The organism is Amphibacillus sediminis NBRC 103570 (assembly GCF_001552275.1).
Lineage (GTDB): Bacteria > Bacillota > Bacilli > Bacillales > Amphibacillaceae > Amphibacillus_B > Amphibacillus_B sediminis.
Genome location: NZ_BCQW01000013.1, coordinates 19,310 through 40,880, shown reverse-complemented (window position 1 = coordinate 40,880; position 21,571 = coordinate 19,310). Strand labels below are relative to the sequence as shown.

Here is a 21,571-nt window from a genome sequence, read left to right as displayed (position 1 = left end):
ATTTGCATTTACTCTCAACACTTTTAGAAGTGGAAGACTTTTGCTGATTTAAATCTTTTGGTGATAAGTTTTGGTTGTTGGGGGTTGAAAAGCCTCGAATTTTTCAAGTAACCGATTTGGTTCATCATCTACAAGTGCCAAATTTCGGTACTTTTCATTTAAAAATTGCTCCTTTGTCATATGATTGAACAGCTCGACTAGAGGATCATAGTATTGATTAATATTGAGAAGACCTAGAGGCTTTTGGTGCAGTCCTAATTGAGCCCATGTAAAAATTTCAAAGAACTCTTCCAATGTTCCTGGTCCTCCTGGTAAAGCAACAAAGCCATCTGCAAGCTCAGCCATTTTAGCCTTTCGTTGATGCATAGATTCGACAACAATGAGTTTCGACAATTTTTTATGCGAGATTTCTCGTTGTTCTAAAAAACGGGGCATTACACCAATGACTTGTCCCCCTTCAGCTAAAACCGTATCTGCAATTGCCCCCATTACCCCGACACTTGCTCCACCATAAACAAGTTTAATATCACGGTGTGCTAGTTCTTTACCAAATTGCTTGGCGTTTTCTATATACACCTGAGAAGCCCCAACGCTGGAACCACAAAAAACAGCTATATGTTTCATCTCACTCGCCCCCTAATAAATAATTAATTATATTATATAATAGACTTGATGGTGTGTTAAACTTTGTTTAAGGAGGGTGAAATATGGATTTAGCCGAATTTCAACGATGGATACATGATTATTATGAAAATAGAGGTTGGTCTGAATTAGACATTTTTATCCGCATTGGCTTTTTAGCGGAGGAAACTGGGGAAGTAGCACGAGCGATAAGAGCACTTGAAATTGGTAGGAATAGACCAGATGAAGTCACAGAATCGTATATAACCAATAGGGGGGCTTTAGTAGAAGAATTAGGTGATGTCTTGGGTAACCTTATTGTAATAGCCAATAAATATAATATCACTTTAGAAGAAGTATTTAATTCCCATAAGGAAAAGCTCTCAAAGCGTTACTCAGATGAATCATCCTAAACTACGAATATTACATATTTAACGAAACGATAGACAAAACGTGTTGTCTATTGCATCAATACCACATAGGGAATGCTAAAGCCTTCCTTGGCCGTTGATAGTCGCTTAAAAATTCACTGACGCTAAAATTCAAGCGGCTAGTTTCCTCATATCATCAAGATATTTTACACAAAAAGCACTTAACTCATGTTAGGAATAGTGCCTTTCAGTAAGTGCTTTTTGTCATTTAGTAAAGGTTTTTAATCTTAAAACCTTTAAGATTCTTTTTCCGTTTCTCCGAAGCCTATTTTCTCCATATTTAATCTTATCACCTGTTCTAGATCTGATTGACATTTTTTACCTGTTTTGTGTGCAGGGAAATTCAGCTTACAATATCGATCGTCGTCATCTGTAATCACTAATTGATACATGTCATTCCAATGATTTTTCTTTAATTCAAATCGATAACTTTCCTGATAGCTCTCAAATACCTGGGTGACAGCACCAATAATTTTTTCAAACAGTAAATGATTCTCAGCTTCCGTTTGCTTATACAAACGATCACTCCTCCTTCAAAATTTAATCTCAGTTGTTTTTTTCCAACACAGATAAAGAGTGACAAACAAAAACACCTCTTCTTGGATGATGAAAGAGGTGATCTACAGTAAGTATATATACGTCATCATCCAAAGCAATATGCTTTGCTGGTTGGGGCACCTTACCTAAAGGCAGGTTGCCGTGGAGTCATAAAGCCAGTTCTCTCGTCCACTCTCTATAATCAGGTTGTTGACCTAATTATAACATATATTGGTACCTTATACCAAGTCATTTAGTTTGTTAAAATAATTTATTTAGGTAGATCTAAACATTCTTTATTTAAATCAGAGAACCTCTAAATTGTACTGGATAAATACTCTAATTTTTACAGTATAATTTACATTTATTAGTATGTTAAACTATCCATGAAAGCGTTTACTCCAACTGTTTACTCACATCAATTGGGCTCTACGCTTATTCTCTTTGTAAAGGAGGTGGAACGGAAGAAAGGCAATCGAGCAACTGTGTTAAACCGCAAAATAAAAAATTAATGGAAAGGGCGTTTTATCGTGAAAACCAAAGTTAAGGTTATCCTTCTATTAATGTTACTCTTGATTATGTCGGTGATTAGCATAACAGTTGAAGATGTACAAGCCGCTCAGTATGATATTGAGGCCTACGTAGAGGATATGCAGCCTGGATGGAATTTAGGAAATACCTATGATGCTGTTGGATATGATGAAACAGCATGGGGCAACCCACGTGTTACCAGAGTATTAATTGATTCGATTGCCGAGCAAGGCTTCAATAGTATTCGTATTCCCATTACTTTTGATCAGCGAATGAGTGGTACGCCAAACTATAGGATAAATGATGATTTTCTCGAGCGTATAACCGATACTGTTGACTGGTCTTTAGAAGCTGGCATGAAAGTGATGATTAATATTCATCATGATTCTTGGATTTGGCTTGAAACCGGCATGCCAAACAACCACCAAGCAACGATAGCAAGATTTAATGCTATTTGGGAGCAATTAGCTAATCATTTTAAAGACTACCCAATTGACCTCATGTTTGAAAGTATTAATGAACCTCGATTTCAAACAGATGCAAATACGGCCCAAGGCTATTTAGATCAATTAAACACATCCTTCTATAATATTGTAAGAGGTTCAGGTGGCAATAATGCTATTCGGCCATTGGTTATTCCGACAATGGATACAGGAGCTGAGCCAGAAAAACTCAATTCACTTTACCATTGGATGATTCATACCAACGATCCACATTTAATCTCAACGATCCATTACTATGGCTTCTGGCCATTCAGTGTCAACATTGCTGGGCACACAACCTTTGATCAGCAAACAAAAGATCATATTCATGAAACCTTTGATCGTGTTTATCAGCAATTTGTAGCAAATGGAATTCCTGTCGTTATAGGTGAATTCGGCTTACTTGGCTTTGATACTCATGTTGGCACCGTCCAACAAGGTGAAAAGCTTAAGTTCTTCGAGTACATGATCCATTATGCCAATGAAAAGAATTTGGTGCATATGCTTTGGGACAATGGTCAACATTTTAACCGCCATGAGCTACTATGGAATGATCATGAGTTTTATGACATTATGCAGGCAAGCTGGTCTGGGCGCTCATCAACGGCAGAGGCAGATTATATTTATCTTGAACGAGGCCAGCCAGTTAGCGATGTTACACTTAAGTTGAATTTGAATGGCAATCAATTTACAGGCCTTAGTATCGATGGCCAATGGCTAAATCCTAATGTTGATTATCAATTAAATGATGATTTACTAACAATTAAAGCTAGCCTACTAGAAAGTCTGACACAAAATAATCAACTTGGTCATCAAGCAAAATTAACTGCTTCATTTAATCAAGGTGCAAATTGGTACTTTAATCTTCATCTTTACGACAAACCGATACTCAGCGATACAACCGATTCAGTTGCTAACTTTGCTATTCCAATCGAGTTTAAAGGAAACCACCTTGCGACAATGGAAGCTGTCTATCATTACGGGCAACCCGCTGGACCGCAAAATTGGACAAGTTATAAAGAATTTGGCTATGCGTTCTCCCCAGATTATCAGCAAAATTTGATTACCTTTCCATATGAAAGATTTTTCAATGAGGTTCATGATAATCAGCCGGTAATCTTAACTCTGCATTTTTGGAGTGGAGAAACCGTGACCTATCAGGTGGAGAAAAATGGATCACAAGTAACTGGGACCGTGATCAATCAGTAAATATGGCAGCAACATCATTAGTATGCTCCAATAAAGTGCAACTTCGATGCTTTAAAATAACTTTTCTTGTTAAGCAGACTAAACATGTTCCGTTATGATTCGCTAAAATTATGGGACAGGCACTAGCTTGTCCCATTTTAGCTTGGCTCCCTAAACAATAAAATTACCATGATAAGATAGATCGTTTTATTGTAAAAGGAATCCATTTACCTCTGAGGTTCTCACTGCGCGGACTATGGCTAAACTAACATTGACTATATCGTTTACTAAGCCGCCCCATATCAACGAATCGACTCAACCTTAGCTGGCATATCCTCGAGCACTTCAATTTCAATACGATGATTAGGCTGATAATTTATAAGTAACCCCATTTCCGTTAAATACTTGGCATATGCAATCATTGCTTCCCTCATTGTACCTGATAAGGTATCAAGCACAACGCCGTCAAAGTGATAACCACTTCCTCCTGTCCCAATATAATCATCTACTACCACCTTATAGGTTTGATCATCCACCACTTCATGGCCATTAATGGCTAACTCGACATTGACATATTGACCTGTATGGTCTGTTAAAATGGTATAATGTAAGCCAGCTGTTTGTAAGTCAACCGAATTACGCCTTTGATAAGAGAAAGCTATCACATCTTTTAATGCTTTCCCTGTCATCTCATAAGCAATTAGCTTATTAGCAAATGGTTCAATGGTATGAACATGATTAAGCGTAATGGGACCGACTGGGATATTGTCGCGAATACCACCATTATTAATAAAGGCCACCTCTGCACCAGTAAAATGAAGCATGGCATCGGTCAAAAAATTCCCTAGCGATGTATCGGCTTTTCCGCTTTTATTTAAGCCTGTTTCCGTATAGCCAATCTCTTCTAGAAGCAACTCCTCAATCGCTAGATTGTATCGTTCAATTTGTTCTTGAATCACTGCATCCATTTTGGTTAGATCACTAATGCGTTGTAAATGACTCTCCACTAAGTTAACCTCTCCCGTTCGATGATTATAGGCTAGTGTGACATTGCCAATATGGGTGGCGTTACTACCTGTTTGAACAATCGGTGTGCCGTTCACAATGACAGGTTCACTAAGCGTCGTATGTGAATGACTTCCAATAATTAAATCAAAAAAATCTACTTCTTTAGCTAACTGGCAGTCCTTTTTAAAGCCAATATGGGTTAAAGCGATCAAAATGTCTGTTTTTTTCGCCAAAAATTGATAATGTTTTGCTGTTTTAATTGGGTTATCAAAAGAAATCCCCGCTATATTGGCTGGTGGTGTAGAAGGTGGTGCCTCTGTTAAACCTAAAACACCAATTTTCACACCATTAATTTCAAAGATTCGATAAGGCTCTGGCTGTGGAAAAGCAACAAGCGTGTCTTGGCTAACTTTAATATTAGCACTAAGCCAAGGAAATTTGGCTTCTCTTATCCGTTTTACGGTTTCATTCTGACCATAATCAAAATCATGATTACCCATCGTCATCGCATCAACACCAATATGATTAAGAAGATCAACCATCGGTTGACCATGCTGCAAGTCTACAACGGGATTACCGCTAAAAATATCACCAGCATCTAAATAAAGTGAATGACTAGCGGCTTCTCTTTCTCCCTTAATATAGGCAGCAACTTTAGCAAATTCATCAATTTGTGCATGCAAGTCATTAGTGTGGATTATTTTTACATCAATTATATCATCTTGTTCAGCTACAACCGCTAGCAACTTTGTTGCCAAAAGCATTGAAAAGACCGCAACAATTATAACGATAAATGGCCCTGTCTGCCCAAGCTTTCGATTTTTTCGCATATTTTTTATCGTCCCTTATCCGTTAATGGAATGAATCGCTATCCTTTAGTTTGACCAAAATTCCTTAAAATCGAAGTAAGCCAAGATAAAAATTTTATAAAGTATTCATTAAAAATGCATCATCTTTCCTGCATTTTTATGAACAAAGCTACACTATTCAAAGACTACTAACTGCTGGGCATTCACAGCTCGATTTATACATGTTTCCTCAAAAATATTGGCCAATACTATGACCATTATTTTTCGTATATAAACGTTTAAAATACTCTGTTAACCTTACTTCAAAACTCTAGCATGTAACACTTCAACATTTTCAATCTGCTCAACCCTTGCAGGATATACTTCTTTTATGGGAGATTTTACAATAAAAGTGATATAGTCACCGTTTTTCAAACTTAAACCTGTACTCGGTATTGAGTATAGCCTTAACCCACCTATGGATTCAAAATATGTGATATAGTCTTCTGCCAGTTCTTTATCTTCTTTCGTGGTTATGAACATGCTATAATAATAATCCTGAAAGTGATTATCCATATGGTAAAAATAATCTATTTCAAACTCACTATCTTGTTTTTCTCTTTGATCTAGGAAACCGAAGTAATAATAGCCTGACATTGCAAACTCAATTCCTGCTTCTTTCATTTCTTCTTTTACCTTCTCAGGATCAGAAACGTTGTGATTATCATAGCAAAGAAAGATTAGAGCAAGGATTGTACCTACCAACAAAATGATTATGATCCTCTTTTTCATTTCTTAATCCTTTAATTGTTTTTTAAAAAAAATTTTAAGTGGGTCTAAAGCAGTTCCATAATTTCTTTGATTAACTTGGCTACCTGCAGAATGAACTCCGATATCCTTGTTTGCGTTATCCAATAACATACCTACCTGAAATATATTGAATTAAAATTCCAATTTATAGGATAACATAACTACAAAACTGTGTTAAGGGTAGTTTGAGAAATTATCGTTAAGTTTGCCAAACAGTAAGACAGAATTCCAATATAAACTTATTTTTATATTTCCTCGAAATTATTTCTGAATATCGAAAGATCATAGTTACTTAATCGCGTTTGTTTTTTTATGCAGATTCTCTAGACAAGACGTGTTCCCTTATTTCTTGAAGGGGGAGTCTTACAAAAGCCCTTCGATGGAGCGAGTAATCGCAACCCCAGACAGTTACACTGCGATAAAAAGGCTGTCATTAAACACTTTACAGTTTTAATGACAGCCCTAGTATAGATTATTTATTTTCTTGTAAAAACTGGCGAACTAATTTTAAATAGTCCTCATTCTCTTCTGCATGAGGCGAATGACCACTATTTTCAAAGATCACGAGCTTTGAATTAGGTACATGCTCAGCAATAATTTCTGAACAGACAACAGGTGTAACCCAATCATGACGACCTACTGTTACAAGAGTGGGCACCTTGATCTTGTGTAGATCCTTTACTAAATTAAAATTTGGTTTGTTTTCACTAAAGGCAAAGTTATGCGTCTCATAACGATAAAAAATGGAGTCAATTCTTTCTTTAACTGCCGCTTCATCATATTCAACCGTGTATAAAGGCTGAATCGCCGCAAACATCTCCTTCAGTTCTTCATTCGAATCAACCCGACCTTCAAATAATTTGTGGAGCATCTCTTCTGTAATTCCTGGAAGGTTACTCTCAAGAGCACGATCTACAGATAAATGATCAAATTCATTACTTGGTGCCGTATCTCTTAGTAATACATGTGTCACACTGTCGGGATATCTTAACACATATTCCAATGTTAAAAACCCACCATAAGATCCACCCAGTATTTTAATCGGTTTACCAACCAGTTTTTTTCTGACTTCTTCAATATCCGCTGTCCACTGCTCATGCGTAAATGGTGGTTTTCCTTCAGAACGACCAGAACCACGCATATCCATAAAAACCAGTTGATAATCATCACCTAATGCAGAAAATGCTTTAATATCACTACGGCAATCCCCTAAGCCTGGTGCACCGTGGATAAAGAAGATCGTCTCTCCGTCCGGATTACCGTGTATTTCATAATAAAGCTCATTATCATTAACTGTCATAAACACAACCAAACAGCTCCTTTATTTTTTAACAAATTTAGGATCTAGTGCATCTCTTAGCCCATCACCTAAGAAATTATACGCTAACACAATTAACGTAATCGCTGCCCCTGGCAGAATACCTAGTACAGGCGCAGTCCATAAATATTGTTGCGCATTTTGTAGCATATTGCCCCATGTTGGGGTTGGGGGTTGAATCCCTAAGCCTAAATAACTTATTGCACTTTCGGTTAAGATCGCCCATGCAATCATTAATGTTCCTGAAACAATGATGGATGGAAGAACCTGAGGAATGATATATTTAATTAATATTCGTAAGGGCTTTGCTCCCGCTGCATTAGCAGCTTCAACAAACTCATATTCCTTCCATTTCAGTGTTTCACCATAAACAACCCGTGCCACTTCCATCCATCCTGAACAGGCGATCACAATAATAACCATCATCGGACTCGTCCCTAATACAGTCAAAGCAACTAGAACGAAAAAGAAATTTGGTATGGCCATCATTGCCTCTGTCACACGCATTAAAATCGATTCAACTACTTTACCAAAAAAGCCGGCACATGCTCCGATAATTGTTCCGATTAATAAGGAAAACAGCATAGCCGCCAAACCAACAAGTAATGTAATCCGGCCACCATGTAGCATCCGCGCAAATACATCACGTCCTAGATCATCTGTCCCAAAAGGATGAGCCCAAGACCAATTGGCTAAAGGACCAGTTGTTGTCATTTCCGTTGGCGTATAAGACCAGACTAAGGGTCCAATAAAGACAATTACATGAAGCACAATTAAAAACCAAAAGGCTAGCATCGCGATTTTGTTGCGATGTAAGCTTGTCCAGAAGGTGACCTTGCGCTGTTGGACAGGCTCTACCTCTGGTGCTGTTTCAATATTTGCAGGTGTCTCCAACTCATTCACCTCCTAAGCAAGATTTTTTACCCGTGGATCAACTTTAGAATAAACCAAATCCACTACTAAGTTACTCAAGACCACAACAAGGGTTATGACAACTGTTATCCCCATTACTAACGGATAGTCACGGCTGTTAGCTGCCTCAATAATTAATGAGCCAATCCCTGTCCAGCCAAAAATGGTTTCCGTTATAACCGCACCACTTAATAACCTTGGGATTAAGACACCAATCACTGTTATAACTGGGATGAGCGCATTACGAAGTGCATGAATATATAAGACAATAAATTCTTTTGCTCCCTTTGCCCGGATGGTCCGAATATAATTCTGAGAGATGACCTCAAGCATTGAGGAACGGGTAAATCGTACAATATTAGGGAGAATGGTCATCGATAAGATGATCACAGGCATAATAATATGCTTTAAGTATGTGACTAAATCAAACGCCTCTCCCCGCGGACCAACGCCTGATGCTGGTAACCACTTGAGTTCAACCGAGAAGAGTAAGATAAACATTAAACCCAACCAAAAGGACGGCACAGATAAACCTATGACACTTGAAAAATTGATGAAGTGATCCTGTGCCCTACCACGCTTAATCGCTGAAATCACACCGATAATTATCCCAATTGTGACGGAAAAAATAACTGTGAATACCGTGAGTTCAATTGTATAAGGCAATCGATCAAAAATACGTTTAATAACAGGCTCGCTGGAATTAAATGAAGTACCCAAATCCCCCTGCAAAGCATCCCCGAGCCATTGCCCATAACGAACAATAACCGGTTGATCTAATCCTAGCCGTTCAATAATGGCTTGACGCTCTTCCGGTGAAGCCTCCATACGCATCGCACCTGTTGGCCCACCTGGCGCTAAATTAATGAGAAAAAACGTAATCATCGTCACAATTAGCATCAGGACAACACTCTGCCCTAAGCGATTAAGTATGAATCGAAGCACTGTTCATTCCTCCTTACATCCGATAATGAGAAGTGCGCCTGTTTAGGCGCACTTATTCTTTTACTGCTCAATATACCATTCGTTCGTATAGTACAACGCATCACCAAAGGCAAGATCTGGAATCCCTTGTAGTGAGCTTTGTCTTACTTGAACCTCTTGTGGGTACCATAAGAACATGTATGGTAACTCCTCTGCCATGACTTGTTGAGCCTCAAGATAAATTTGCTGTCTTTCTTCAACTGAGTTCGCTTGTGCCCCTGCTTCTAATAATTTATCCAATTCTTCGTTGCTAAAGGCTGGAATGTTGTTACCATCTGCACTATTAGAATGCATATAAGCGGTTAAATCAGGATCAGCAGGATATCGCCACCAGTTAAGTGTCATTTCGTAGTCACGTTGAATCACAACTTTGTCAATCATGCTGTTCCAATCCATGGTTTCTAGTTGTACATCAATACCAACCTGAATTAAATATTGTTGAATCATTTGAGCAATTGATTCAAGATCACCTTGAATCCCTACATCAAATGTGATGGTCAAACGTTCGCCATCTTTTTCAACAAAGCCATCACCATTTGAATCCTCATAACCAAGTTCAGCAAGTAATTCGCGAGCCTTGTCCTGATCAAAGTCATAGCGTTTAACATCAGTCGTATAATATTCACTTAAAATCGGTGCGATACCCGCATCCGCAATAGTTCCATACCCTTGTAGCACGGTATCAATAATCGCTTGGCGATCGATCGCATGAAGCATAGCTTGACTTAAGCGTTTATCCTGAAACTCTTCATGATTATGATTTAAGATAAGCCAGAAAAAGCGTGGTGTTTCTCGACCAACAATCGTAATATCATCTGCATTTTCAATGCGTTCAATGGCAGATGTATCATCAAGTGCAAAAATATCTAACTCTCCACTTAATAATTGCGCCACATGTGTGTTGGCATCTGCTAATACTTTATATTCAATTTCATCTAGATAAGCAACTTGATCAAAGTAATCATCATTTCGTTCTAGGACAACCCTTTGCCCAGATACATATTCTTTCAATTTAAATGGACCTGTACCGACAGGATTTTCTTTATTAAAGGATGTTAAATCCCATGGATCTTCCCCTGCAAAAATATGCTCTGGAATAATTTCCGTATTAAAGCTTAAATAAGCTGGTAAAGCAGCTACCGGACTTGCTAAATGAAAATCAACAGTATAATCATCAATCACCTCAACGCGATCTAACTGTGAAAAGTGTGAGGCATTGTTAGCACCTAAATCTGGATCTAAGACAATTTCATTAAAGGTAAAGGCAACGTCTTCTGCAGTAAATGGTTCACCGTCATGCCAATTCACATCATCGCGTAGGTTAAACGTCCACACTAAGCCATCATCAGATATTTCCCAGTTTTCTGCCAAGTTCGGTGCTGGTAGTCCATCCTTACCAAACTTTGTTAATCCATCAAAAATAACACGATTAATGACGTTTGATTCAGCATAAGCACTTGGATGCCAAGGATTAAACGTTGGATCCGCTACGATCGGAATGGAAACACTACCACCTTGAGTTGGTTCACTTGTTCCTGTTTCACCACTTGGTTGCTCTGCTTGTTCGCCACCATCACCATCATTACTACCACAAGCGGCGATCATACCTATTGTTACAACTAACATGATTAGAAAAAGCCATCGTTTTGTTTTCATCTATATCTTCCTCCTTATTTCGTCCATGTTGCTTCTAATACGCGAATGATATTTGTTCCAACGACTTTACGAATATCTTCTTTGCTGTAGCCATGCTTAACTAACCAACGAACAATATTAGGGAAGCATTCAGCCGGATTTTCTAATCCTTTAACATACTCAACACGTTGTAGATCAGATTTTTGTGAGCTCTTAATTGAAAGCTGTCCAGATAAGACATCGTGTAAGCCGACATGGTCACCGAAAAGCGTATCTGGTCCAAAGGCAACATGATCAATTCCGACAAGATTCGCCACATATTCAAAATGCTCCATAAACGATTCGATACTATGCTGTGGATGTTTAGCTGTTACCGTTGAGTGCGGAGCAGCTTCAATCGCAATAACGCCACCTTTTTCCGCACAAGCTTTAATGACATCATCTGGCTTCATCCGATTTGTATTCCATAGCCCTCTTGCACCAGCATGGTTGATGGTAACAGGGGCATCACTCGTTTCAATCGTATCAAGTGCTGTCTTGTCCCCAGCATGTGAGACATCAATGGTAATACCAAGCTTATTCATTCGCTTAACCGCTTCTTTACCAAACACCGTAAGCCCTGCATCATTCGGTTCTCTTAAACCGGCTCCAAGCTGGTTTGCTTCAGAATAGACAACTCCCATTGTTCGAATCCCAAAACCGTATAAAATATCTAAACGATCAAGTTCATTTTCAATCATCGTACATGATTCTAGTGCACCAACAAAGGCAATCTTACCTTCTTTCTTGGCACGGTAGATATCCTCTAAACGCTCTGCTTTAATGATCATATCTTGGTGAGCAATATCGCTATAACGAATTCCTATATCATGAATAACATCTGACCATTTCCAACCTGCTTGAGATGTCACCATCGCTGTTCCATCCATGAAATTTTCAAAAATAACATCTAAGCCTGATTGACTTAAAGCCTCATATGCTGTAAAGTCTCGGCCGGTACGACGAAACTCGTAAAATTCTGTTAAGTCCTCTGGCGCAATAAAGGTATGCTCATGCATCGAAATGATGGTATCGTTACGAAAGATCTCTTGTACAATCGCTTCTTCTTCTTCACTGACTGGATAATCAAAGGCTGGCACACGTCCAATTTCCTTTGCTAATTTATATTCTTTATAATCTACACCAGGTTCTAAATATTGAAACGCTTTATAGCCATCATAGTTCTTTTTGTTATCAACACTTGCCATATTAAAAAACTCCCTTTATTTTTTAGATTGTGATAAAATGGAAGTGAGTGTTAATCACTTACACTTTACTTGTTTGCTTTTCTTTAATAGCATCGAGTAAGGTTTGCCCTTTTGCCAAAGGGTAGTGACAAGAGACGAAGTGACCGCTTCGTACTTCTTGTAATTCAGGTACAACCTGCTTGCATCGTTCGGTAGCGAGTGGACAGCGTGTCCTAAAGCTACAACCAGAAGGTGGGGAAGCTGGTGAAGGCACCTCACCTTCTAAGACGATGCGCTCTCTGCGCTTCTCTGGGTTTGGATCAGGGACAGTGGATAGTAGCGCTGCTGTATATGGGTGCGCAGGACTATCGAATATATTGTCTGTCTCTGAAATTTCGACGAGTTTCCCTAAGTACATCACACCCACTCGATCGGAAATGTGTCTAACTACATTCAAGCCGTGTGCAATAAATAGTAACGTTAAGCCAAAGTCCTTTTTTAACTTCATCAGCAAATTAATAATCTGTGATTGTACGGATACATCTAAAGCTGAAACAGGCTCATCTGCGACAATAAATTCAGGATTCAGCGCTAAGGCTCGTGCAATGCCTACTCGCTGCCTTTGCCCGCCTGAGAATTCATGAGGATAGCTATGATAGCGGTTTGGATCTAAACCAACAAGCTCTAACAGCTCCTTCGTCCGCTCCTCGCGTTCCTTTGGTGTATATAACCCATGAATTTTAAACATCTCACTGATACTTTGGCCAATAGTAAACCTAGGGTTAAGTGAGCCGAATGGATCTTGATAAATAATTTGCATTTTATTTCTGATTTGTCTTAATTGCTTCTTGTTGTAAGTTAAAATATCTTGATCGTGGAAGATCACTTCACCATCAGTCGGCTCTTGAAGCCGTAAGATATTTCGACCTAATGTTGACTTACCACATCCTGATTCTCCTACTAAACCTAGTGTTTCACCTTGATATATCGTCAATGATACATCGTTAACGGCTTTAATCACTTTTTTCTTTCTCTTGACACCCCCGCTTTCTTTAACTTCAAAATACTTTTTTAAATGTTTGACTTCAACAAGTGGTTCCTGCTGACGTTTGTCTTCACTCAACATAATCACCCTCCCTTCCTTGCTCGGTATCAGCTTGATTAATAAATTTATCAACATGCCAACAGGCTACTTGTCTATTATCCTTAGCAACGAGTGGTGGTTCTTGACTGTGACACTGCTCAGTTGCTAATGGGCAACGTGGAGCAAAGCGACACCCCTTAGGTAATTGATTTAAGCTTGGGATAGAACCTTTAATGGATTTCAATTCGGTACCACGCTCGCCATCCATAGTTGGAACAGATTCTAGCAACGCCTTCGTATAAGGATGGTAAGGTTTACGAATGATATCTGAAGTTTCAGAAATTTCCATAACCTTCCCAGCATACATAATAATAATGCGATGCGACATCTCTACAGCAACCCCAATATCATGGGTAATCAGCATGATCGACATATCATTTTGTTCTCTGAGCTTACGGAGCAACTCAAGAATCTGTGCTTCAATCGTGACATCAAGTGCCGTTGTTGGTTCATCTGCAATAAGTAATTCCGGATTTGTCGCCAAGGCCATCGCAATCATGACTCGCTGTCTCATCCCACCAGATAATTCATGAGGATACTGCTTTAATCGAGTCTTTGGTTCAGATAAACCAACCAGTGAAAGTAATTCCTCCGCCTTAATTAATGCTTCCTGTTTGGTCATTTTTTGGTGAAAAAGAATGGATTCACTGATTTGCTTACCTACAGTAAAAACAGGATTAAGTGCCGTTAACGGCTCCTGAAAGATCATCGATACTTTTGATCCTCTGATTTTTCGCATTTGTTCGGCATTTTTAGTTGTAAGATCTTCACCATTAAAGATAATCTCACCATCTAAGATCTGGCCATTCTCATATTCAACTAATCTCATAATACTCATTGAAGTTACACTTTTACCGCTACCGGATTCACCGACAATACACACGGTTTCACCTTTTTCAATATCAAACGATACACCATCCACAGCTTTGATAAAGCCGTCTTTCCCCCGATAGCCTGTAACGAGATTTTTAACTTCTAAGATTTTAGCCAATTTAACCCCTCTTTTCGTCGCAAGACTTATAACTGCTTTAACAAATAGTTTCTTCTAGTCGGAAAACAAACTTTACTTAAGATGGATGATAATTCCAAGCAATTTCTTTTCAGTATAGATGCAACTTGTTCTGGATTAACCTGCTCTATCCGATAAACCGGCCCTGCAACGGATAAGGAACCAAGCACCTGTTTTTGATAATCAAAAAGTGGAACAGAGATGGCGGCAACCTCTTGAATCGTCTCCCCAGATGTATAAGCCCATTCTCTTCGTTTGATTTCAGCGAGCTTAGTCAAAAACAGATCAGATGAAACTATCTCCTCTGCTGATTCAAGCATTCCCTGCTGAGCAATTTCTAATTGCACTTCTTCTGGTAAAAAAGCTAAGATAACTTTATGAGAAGCTCCTTTATAAAGAGGCGATCGTTTACCAATCGATTCTGCAAAGCGAACTTGACGGTTACTCTCGACAATTTTGGCGAAAAGCCCTTCACTGTTATCTAGTAAGGTAAGTACAACACTTTCACCTGTTTCCTCAGCAACTTGTTTCATAATCGGCTCGATCCATTGCGAGAGTTTAAGATTCTCCTCAACAACATTACTAAGCTCCATAAATTTAATGCCAAGCTCATACTTTTGTGTTTCTGGATTTTGAAATAGATAGCCTCTCGTTTCAAAGGTTGATAGCAAACGATGCACTATCGTGTGACTCATATCTAATTCTCGTGCAAGCTCTCTTAATCCCCAAGTTGGTCGATCGACCGTAAACTTCTCTAGAACATTTAATGCCTTCATTACCGTTTTTGAACTCAAATAGATCACCATCAATCCCTTGGTTCTATAATAGAACCAATATTCCGAATTTTATTATTATTAAGAATATATCATGAAATTTTAATATTTCAATAGCTATGTTACCTTTTTTTACGAAAAAGTCTGAATTTTCGTATTTAATTTAAAATTAACCGTTTTCTTTTGGTTTATTTTTATAATTAAACTATATTTTTACTTTTTATTAGCATAAACGGATCAAATGGCCTCGGCCTATTTGCCCAGAATTTATCGGTGAAGCTCGATAAATTTCGTAGAAAATCTGCGGCGTCCGTAGAAGTGGGAGACTTTTGCTGAATGAAGTTAACCATCAAATTTAGGTAGGTATATAAAGTGAAACTTCGTTCATTGGGGGGCTACGCATAGGATGTGCTCGTGCAGTCGTCGTTGCGACACGACGTCGCAAACTTAGTTAGCTTCCTCTCTCCCAACTGAACATTAGTTGAACCAATCAGGCCGTTACTGGCTGTTGGATCTCCGATTTAGACTGACGTGTTCCCTTATTTCTTGAAGGGGGAGTCTTACAAAAGCCCTTCGATGGGGCGAGTAATCGCAGCCCCATCCAGTTACACTGCGATAAAAAAACAGGGAGCAACCATTAAAGGTTATTCCCTGTTGAAGGATCAACTACCGGCTTAAGACTTTCTAATCATGTCTTGTTTGTCGGCTAAAACACCTGATGCTTAATGCTAATAAAAAAATAAAGATATTAGTTTTTTTAATGTAAATGTCTTAGAGGTTAGCTGCTATAAAATAGGCTTCCCTAGTTGCATCCATCACATTTCTTGGTTTGATGGCATCTCCAATAACAAATGTATCAACTACACTACCATAAAAAGATTCATTCTGTGCAGGATTTGCCCGCATACCAGTTGACATAATGACCGTTCCGGCATCTATAAATTTTTCGATGCCATCTTGTAAATATTTCACACCTTGATTGGTTATTTCCTGGCAATATGCATTTAATTCCCAATCTAGGTTGTCCTCCTGCTCCATTGTTTGTCTCAAACCAATCCGGTACAGCATATTTCCATTACTTGCAAGTTGATCTGTTCCTTCTAAGATGGTCACATGCTTACCATTACGAGCCAGTTCAATTCCTAATTCACAGCCTGTCGACCCTCCTCCGATCAAAACAATTTGATCACTAAGTTGGTCAATCCTACCATATACATCAAGAGCCTGTACGACATGGGGTAGTTCTACACCTTTGATCGGTGGTGTAAACGGCTTAGCACCAATAGCTATGATAACAGCATCTGGAGTTAAATCATCAATAATAGCTTTGGTCGCTTCTACGTTACGCATTACTGTTACCTTTGATTTATCAATTTGTGTGATCAAATACTTCATGTAATGATAGAGATCAATTTTTAGCTCCTCATATTCTGCATATCGTAAAGCCCCACCGAGCTCTTTTTCCTTTTCAATTAAAATGACTTCATGTCCTCTTTGATCGGCAACAAGTGCAGCCTTCATTCCTGCAGGCCCACCACCAATAACGACAACTCTTTTCTTATCTTCAGCTTTAGGAACCTGTAGAGGGACAAGATCTGGTCGTGTGTATCTAGGATTTACTGAACAACCAACATTTTTACGTTCAGTAGAAATATGATAACAGAATTGACAGCGTAAGCATGGAACAATGTCCTCGTCTCGTCCCTCCTTGGCTTTAGCGGGCCAAAAAGGATCCGCAATAAGCGGTCTACCTAATGCGATGAAGTCAGCTTTTCCTTCTGCAAGGATAGACTCAGCCTCACTCGGATTCATTATTGCGCCTACAACGGTTACGGGGATGCTTACATGCCGCTTAACCTCGGCTGCCCATTCTACATTAGGCATATGCTCTTTAAAAATGGTTGGAGCCATATGAACATTGCCCTCATGATTGAGGTCAAGTCCTGCAGAAATGTGAACCATATCCAATTGGTCCTCTACTAGTTTAATAAACTTTAAGACATCATCGAATTCAATGGAGCCATCAACACATTCCGAGGCACTTATTCGCATGTCAATGATAAAATCCTGACCGACTGCTTCACGAACTCGATCAATAATCATCTTAGGGAATCGAGCTCTATTTTCAAAGCTTCCACCAAATTTATCTGTCCGTTTATTAAATAAAGGGGACAAAAATTCTGCCGGTAACCAGCCATGGCCAAAATGAAGCATAACAAGGTCAAAGCCCATTTCTTTAGCATTCTTGGCCGTAACCGCCCAATCGTTAGCCACCTCGTTCATCATCTGTTCATCCATTGCTTTTACTTCAATGCCATCATTCCTTACATATCCAACAGGTCCAATCGCATAATCATCCACACGTGCGTATTGACCAGAATGGATCAGTTCTAATGAGGCCTTAGCACCAGCTTGATGAGCAATGACAACACGTTTTTTCGTTGCTTCTCTTTCATATTTATCAAAGATATAAGGCTCGTCTGGTCTTGAATAACTTGCTCTTTTACGACTCACATTAGCACTGCCAGTAATAATCACACCCGCTCCACCTAAAGCCTTATCTTGAAAAGGACCCGCTGGTGTTGCAATAATTCGATTGTTAAAGATAACATTTTTAATTCTCATTGGTTTAAACAAATTTGGAAATTTCATTTTTACACCCTCATTCTATGTGATATGATTAAACACAAACGATTAAAGCGATCACTGATAAGGTCCTTAACCTGTGGCTCAATTTAAGTTTTTAGATATTCTTGGCCGTAAAGTAACCTTCTCTAGTCGCATCCATCACATTCCTAACTTTATAGGCATCACCTATAACAAACGTATCGGGAACAATATTATAAAATGATTCGACAAAATGTTGATCCACTCTCATTCCTGTTGATAAAATCACGCTTTGGGCAGAAACAAACTCTTCTTTACCATTTTTCGAGAAAGCTACACCATCTGGTTTGATTTCTTGGCAGAAGGCATTTAACTCAATAGACAAGTTTTTTTCTTTTTCGATGGCTTGCTTTAATCCAGTCCGATAGAGCGTGTTACCATTAGCAGCATATTTACTTGTCCCCTCAAGTAGCGTTACATTTCGGCCATTTTTGGCGAGTTCTAAGCCTAATTCACACCCAGTAGATCCGCCTCCGATTATCACTACATCTTGACCAAGCTGATCGACATGACCATAGACATCTAAGGCTTGCCATACATGCTCTTGATTGACTCCTTTAATTGGGGGCGTAAATGGATTTGCACCAATAGCTACAATAATAGCTTCAGGAGATAGTGTTTTAATAAAATCAGCCGAAGCTTCTGTATTTAACATAACGTTGACCTTTGATTTGTTGATTTGTCTAATCAAATACATCATATAATTGTATAAATCCACTTTCAGCTCTTCATATTTCGCATAAATTAATGCGCCACCTAGTTCGGCTGATTTTTCAACTAAAATAACTTCATGACCGCGTTCATCAGCTACCAATGCTGCTTTCATCCCAGCAGGGCCGCCTCCTATTACGACTACGCGTTTCTTTCGTTTTGCTTTATCCAATTCTAATGGGACGAGATGTTTTTTATGATACCTTGGGTTAACAGAACACCCGACATTCTTTCTGTCTGTAGAGATATGGTAACAATATTGACAGCGCAAACAGGGTACAATATCTTCATCTCGTCCTTCTTTCGCTTTTTGAGGCCAAAATGGATCGGCAATTAAAGGACGACCTAACGCTATAAAATCAGCTTTTTCTGAAGCTATAATAGCTTCACCTTCTTCTGGACTCATAATCGCACCAACCACCGTTACAGGAATCTTGACATGGTGCTTTACCTCAGCTGCCCATTCAACATTAGGCATATGCTCTTTAAAAATCGTTGTAACAGCATGAACATTCCCCTCGGAATCAATATCTAATCCAGCTGAAATATGAACCATATCGATCTTGTCTTCTATTAATTTAATAAAATTGAGAACCTCACTAAATTCAATTGAACCATCCACACATTCCGATGCACTAATGCGCATATCTATAACAAAATCAGGGCCTACTGCCTTGCGTACTTGATCAATAATCATCACTGGAAACTTAATTCGATTTTCAAAACTACCTCCATACTGATCTTCCCTTTTATTAAAAAGTGGTGATAAAAATTGTGCTGGAAGCCACCCATGACCAAAGTGCAACATCACAAGATCAAAGCCCATTTCCTTGGCATGTTTGGCTGTCTCAGCCCAGTCATTAGCTACTTCAATCATGTCTTTTTCTGTCATCGCTCGAACTTCAGTACCATCATCTCTAGTAAAGCTGACAGGACCATATGCATAATCATCTACACGAGCATAAAGACCTGCGTGAATTAATTCTAAAGATGCCTTAGCACCTGCTTGTTTAGCCACAAATATCCGATTTTTAGTTTCTTCGCGATGATATTTGTCAAATATATACGGATCATCAGGTCGGGAGTAGCTGGATCGTTTTCGACTAACATTAGCGCTTCCCGTTATAATTGTACCCGCACCGCCAATGGCCTTATCTTGATAAGGACCAGCTGGTGTTGCAATAATTCTATTATGGAAAATTAATTGATTTACTTTAATGGGTTTAAATAAATGAGGAAATTTCATTTTTTCCACCTTCCTTTACTTTCTCTTAGTTATTTAATCATCCCCCGGGAAAGAAGAAAAAACATTGATAAAGTGATACATGGATTACCAATTGTATATTGAGCAATCCATGTATGACTTGAATTTAGGTTATTGAACGTTTTTTTCTGCTTTTTTCAATTAAAAATGTGACAATAAAGCCTACCGCAATCGAAGAAAATACACTAAGTAAATAGAAAGGAAAGACCTCTGTTGCCGCCGCAAAAGCTGGTAATCCAAGAATTCCACCAAAGGCAAAAGCTTTGACGTAGACTTGGAAAAGACCACAGACAAGTCCACCTGCTGCACCACCTAAGATTAAAGAAATGAAATAGTGCTTACTTTTTAAACATATCCCATAAAGTGCTGGCTCGGTTATACCAGATATTAAATTAACAAAAGCTGATGAACCGGCTACTTCTTTTAGTTTTTTGTCTTTATTAAAGACGAGGACAGCTAATGAAATCCCTAATAACGCATATCCTCCCATACCGCCAGCTGCTAATGAATATTCAAAACCTTGCTCAGATAAAATTTGCAATTGAATAGGAAGGATAACCCAGTGCAAACCTAGCATAATGACAAAGATAAAGAATGCACCAAAAAACAAACTTAATAATAAAACATTGCCTTCTACAAAAAATAGATAAATATTGGCAATACCTGTAGCTAACATGTTGCCAATTGGACCAAACACGAGTAAACACAATGGAACCATGATACTAAGCGATAAAAATGGAACAAGAGTAAACTGGAGTGGTCGTGGTAAGTATTTCTTTAATCCTTTCTCAAGGTAACTAAATGCCCAAATGGCAATTACGATTGGGATGACGGTATTGCCAAAATTCATTGCAATATATGGAACACCAAGGAAATCCAATTTTTCACCTGAGACTAGAATGGCACTTAAATCCGGGTGCATCAAAGCTGCACCAATCGTTGCACCGATATACGGATTTGCGCCAAATCTACTAGCAGCCGTAAATGCTAATAAAATAGGAAAAAAGAATAATAGAGCATTCCCAGTTGCATTTAGCGTAATAGAAGTCGGACTATTTTCTGCTAGCCAACCAAAGTTTTCTGCTAATGCAATCAGTCCTAGAATAATCCCTGAGGTTGCTAATACTGGAATATAAGGTGTAAAGATGGATGAGATCGTTGATAAAAACCGATCCAAAATATTCCCTTTTGATTTTGGCTCACTTTGATCCTGATCAGATGCTTCTGTTGCTTGTGAAGAGAATGGACCTGTTATATCAATTATTTCCTTATATACCTGCGCAACATTTGTCCCAATAATTAATTGGTAATTACCGTTTTTAGCTACTACACCTAATATTTTGGAATTAGCCTCTAGCGTATCTAGGTCTAGTTTAGTATTATCTCGTAAAGAGAACCGTAATCTAGTTGCACAGTGAGTCATGGTTAGCACATTTTCTTCCCCACCTAATGCTGCTAATATTTCATTCACAAACTGCTCTCTATCATTCACTCAATTACACCTCCAAAAATAAAGTATCCGCTTTCATAAG

General features: G+C 38.6%; 17 protein-coding genes and 1 riboswitch. Of the genes, 2 read left to right on the top strand and 15 right to left on the bottom strand.

All coding sequences use genetic code 11. The features are described from left to right. Positions 1 to 48 precede the first annotated feature (48 nt). Entirely contained in the window at positions 49 to 624 is a 576-nt protein-coding gene (locus ASE01S_RS09405) for an LOG family protein (RefSeq protein WP_067841410.1), read from the bottom strand. Positions 625 to 707: 83 nt separating this feature from the next. On the opposite strand from ASE01S_RS09405, the gene ASE01S_RS09400 reads away from it, so the two are divergent. After that, positions 708 to 1,034 carry a MazG nucleotide pyrophosphohydrolase domain-containing protein gene (locus ASE01S_RS09400; RefSeq protein ID WP_067841408.1) on the top strand — a complete coding sequence of 109 codons (327 nt, stop codon included), beginning with the start codon at positions 708 to 710 and terminating at the stop codon, positions 1,032 to 1,034. 254 nt (positions 1,035 to 1,288) lie between these two features. Here ASE01S_RS09400 and ASE01S_RS09395 read toward each other — a convergent pair whose 3' ends face one another. After that, complete coding sequence (locus ASE01S_RS09395; RefSeq protein ID WP_067841405.1) at positions 1,289 to 1,570, bottom strand: hypothetical protein; 282 nt, start codon at positions 1,568 to 1,570, stop codon at positions 1,289 to 1,291. A gap of 119 nt (positions 1,571 to 1,689) precedes the next feature. Further along, positions 1,690 to 1,794, bottom strand: a riboswitch (SAM riboswitch). A gap of 325 nt (positions 1,795 to 2,119) precedes the next feature. Here ASE01S_RS09395 and ASE01S_RS09390 point away from each other — a divergent pair. After that, on the top strand, positions 2,120 to 3,811 hold the full coding sequence (locus ASE01S_RS09390; RefSeq protein ID WP_245630353.1) for a cellulase family glycosylhydrolase: 1,692 nt from the start codon (positions 2,120 to 2,122) through the stop codon (positions 3,809 to 3,811). Positions 3,812 to 4,092: 281 nt separating this feature from the next. Here ASE01S_RS09390 and ASE01S_RS09385 read toward each other — a convergent pair whose 3' ends face one another. The 13 genes from ASE01S_RS09385 to ASE01S_RS09325 all read right to left on the bottom strand — a co-directional run bounded on the left by ASE01S_RS09385 (position 4,093) and on the right by ASE01S_RS09325 (position 21,531). Continuing rightward, entirely contained in the window at positions 4,093 to 5,628 is a 1,536-nt protein-coding gene (locus ASE01S_RS09385) for a bifunctional metallophosphatase/5'-nucleotidase (RefSeq protein WP_067841403.1), read from the bottom strand. Between the two features lie 276 nt (positions 5,629 to 5,904). Next, entirely contained in the window at positions 5,905 to 6,378 is a 474-nt protein-coding gene (locus tag ASE01S_RS09380; RefSeq protein ID WP_067841401.1) for a hypothetical protein, read from the bottom strand. Positions 6,379 to 6,868: 490 nt separating this feature from the next. Further along, positions 6,869 to 7,696 (bottom strand): alpha/beta fold hydrolase, encoded by an 828-nt coding sequence (locus ASE01S_RS09375; RefSeq protein ID WP_245630354.1) that lies wholly within the window; start codon positions 7,694 to 7,696, stop codon positions 6,869 to 6,871. Positions 7,697 to 7,717: 21 nt separating this feature from the next. Beyond that, positions 7,718 to 8,608: an ABC transporter permease gene (locus ASE01S_RS09370; RefSeq protein WP_067841397.1), complete on the bottom strand. Its 891-nt coding sequence runs from the start codon at positions 8,606 to 8,608 to the stop codon at positions 7,718 to 7,720. 12 nt (positions 8,609 to 8,620) lie between these two features. After that, positions 8,621 to 9,571, bottom strand: a complete 951-nt coding sequence (locus ASE01S_RS09365) for an ABC transporter permease (RefSeq protein WP_067841394.1) — start codon at positions 9,569 to 9,571, stop codon at positions 8,621 to 8,623. Between the two features lie 60 nt (positions 9,572 to 9,631). Then, positions 9,632 to 11,266, bottom strand: coding sequence for an ABC transporter substrate-binding protein (locus ASE01S_RS09360; protein ID WP_067841391.1), 1,635 nt, complete (start codon positions 11,264 to 11,266; stop codon positions 9,632 to 9,634). A 14-nt stretch (positions 11,267 to 11,280) separates the two neighbouring features. Continuing rightward, positions 11,281 to 12,492, bottom strand: a complete 1,212-nt coding sequence (locus ASE01S_RS09355; protein WP_067841389.1) for a dipeptidase — start codon at positions 12,490 to 12,492, stop codon at positions 11,281 to 11,283. Positions 12,493 to 12,550: 58 nt separating this feature from the next. Then, on the bottom strand, positions 12,551 to 13,597 hold the full coding sequence (locus ASE01S_RS09350) for an ABC transporter ATP-binding protein (RefSeq protein ID WP_067841387.1): 1,047 nt from the start codon (positions 13,595 to 13,597) through the stop codon (positions 12,551 to 12,553). Next, a complete protein-coding gene (locus ASE01S_RS09345; RefSeq protein WP_067841385.1) occupies positions 13,587 to 14,606 on the bottom strand; it encodes an ABC transporter ATP-binding protein in 1,020 nt (339 codons plus the stop codon). Before ASE01S_RS09345 ends, ASE01S_RS09350 begins: the two co-directional genes overlap by 11 nt. A 26-nt stretch (positions 14,607 to 14,632) precedes the next feature. Beyond that, entirely contained in the window at positions 14,633 to 15,427 is a 795-nt protein-coding gene (locus ASE01S_RS09340; RefSeq protein WP_067841383.1) for an IclR family transcriptional regulator, read from the bottom strand. 741 nt (positions 15,428 to 16,168) lie between these two features. Further along, positions 16,169 to 18,049, bottom strand: coding sequence for an oxidoreductase (locus ASE01S_RS09335; RefSeq protein ID WP_067841380.1), 1,881 nt, complete (start codon positions 18,047 to 18,049; stop codon positions 16,169 to 16,171). 91 nt (positions 18,050 to 18,140) lie between these two features. Then, positions 18,141 to 20,021 (bottom strand): oxidoreductase, encoded by a 1,881-nt coding sequence (locus tag ASE01S_RS09330; protein ID WP_067841378.1) that lies wholly within the window; start codon positions 20,019 to 20,021, stop codon positions 18,141 to 18,143. 124 nt (positions 20,022 to 20,145) lie between these two features. Beyond that, positions 20,146 to 21,531 (bottom strand): PTS transporter subunit EIIC, encoded by a 1,386-nt coding sequence (locus ASE01S_RS09325; protein ID WP_245630352.1) that lies wholly within the window; start codon positions 21,529 to 21,531, stop codon positions 20,146 to 20,148. Positions 21,532 to 21,571: the final 40 nt, after the last annotated feature.

Excerpts from the sequence above, each read along its gene's own strand:
- ASE01S_RS09405 (WP_067841410.1), bottom strand. The coding sequence starts at position 624 with ATGAAACATATAGCTGTTTTTTGTGGTTCCAGCGTTGGGGCTTCTCAG.
- ASE01S_RS09400 (WP_067841408.1), top strand. The coding sequence starts at position 708 with ATGGATTTAGCCGAATTTCAACGATGGATACATGATTATTATGAAAAT.
- ASE01S_RS09385 (WP_067841403.1), bottom strand. The coding sequence starts at position 5,628 with ATGCGAAAAAATCGAAAGCTTGGGCAGACAGGGCCATTTATCGTTATA.
- ASE01S_RS09380 (WP_067841401.1), bottom strand. The coding sequence starts at position 6,378 with ATGAAAAAGAGGATCATAATCATTTTGTTGGTAGGTACAATCCTTGCT.
- ASE01S_RS09375 (WP_245630354.1), bottom strand. The coding sequence starts at position 7,696 with ATGACAGTTAATGATAATGAGCTTTATTATGAAATACACGGTAATCCG.
- ASE01S_RS09360 (WP_067841391.1), bottom strand. The coding sequence starts at position 11,266 with ATGAAAACAAAACGATGGCTTTTTCTAATCATGTTAGTTGTAACAATA.
- ASE01S_RS09355 (WP_067841389.1), bottom strand. The coding sequence starts at position 12,492 with ATGGCAAGTGTTGATAACAAAAAGAACTATGATGGCTATAAAGCGTTT.
- ASE01S_RS09350 (WP_067841387.1), bottom strand. The coding sequence starts at position 13,597 with ATGTTGAGTGAAGACAAACGTCAGCAGGAACCACTTGTTGAAGTCAAA.
- ASE01S_RS09335 (WP_067841380.1), bottom strand. The coding sequence starts at position 18,049 with ATGAAATTTCCAAATTTGTTTAAACCAATGAGAATTAAAAATGTTATC.
- ASE01S_RS09330 (WP_067841378.1), bottom strand. The coding sequence starts at position 20,021 with ATGAAATTTCCTCATTTATTTAAACCCATTAAAGTAAATCAATTAATT.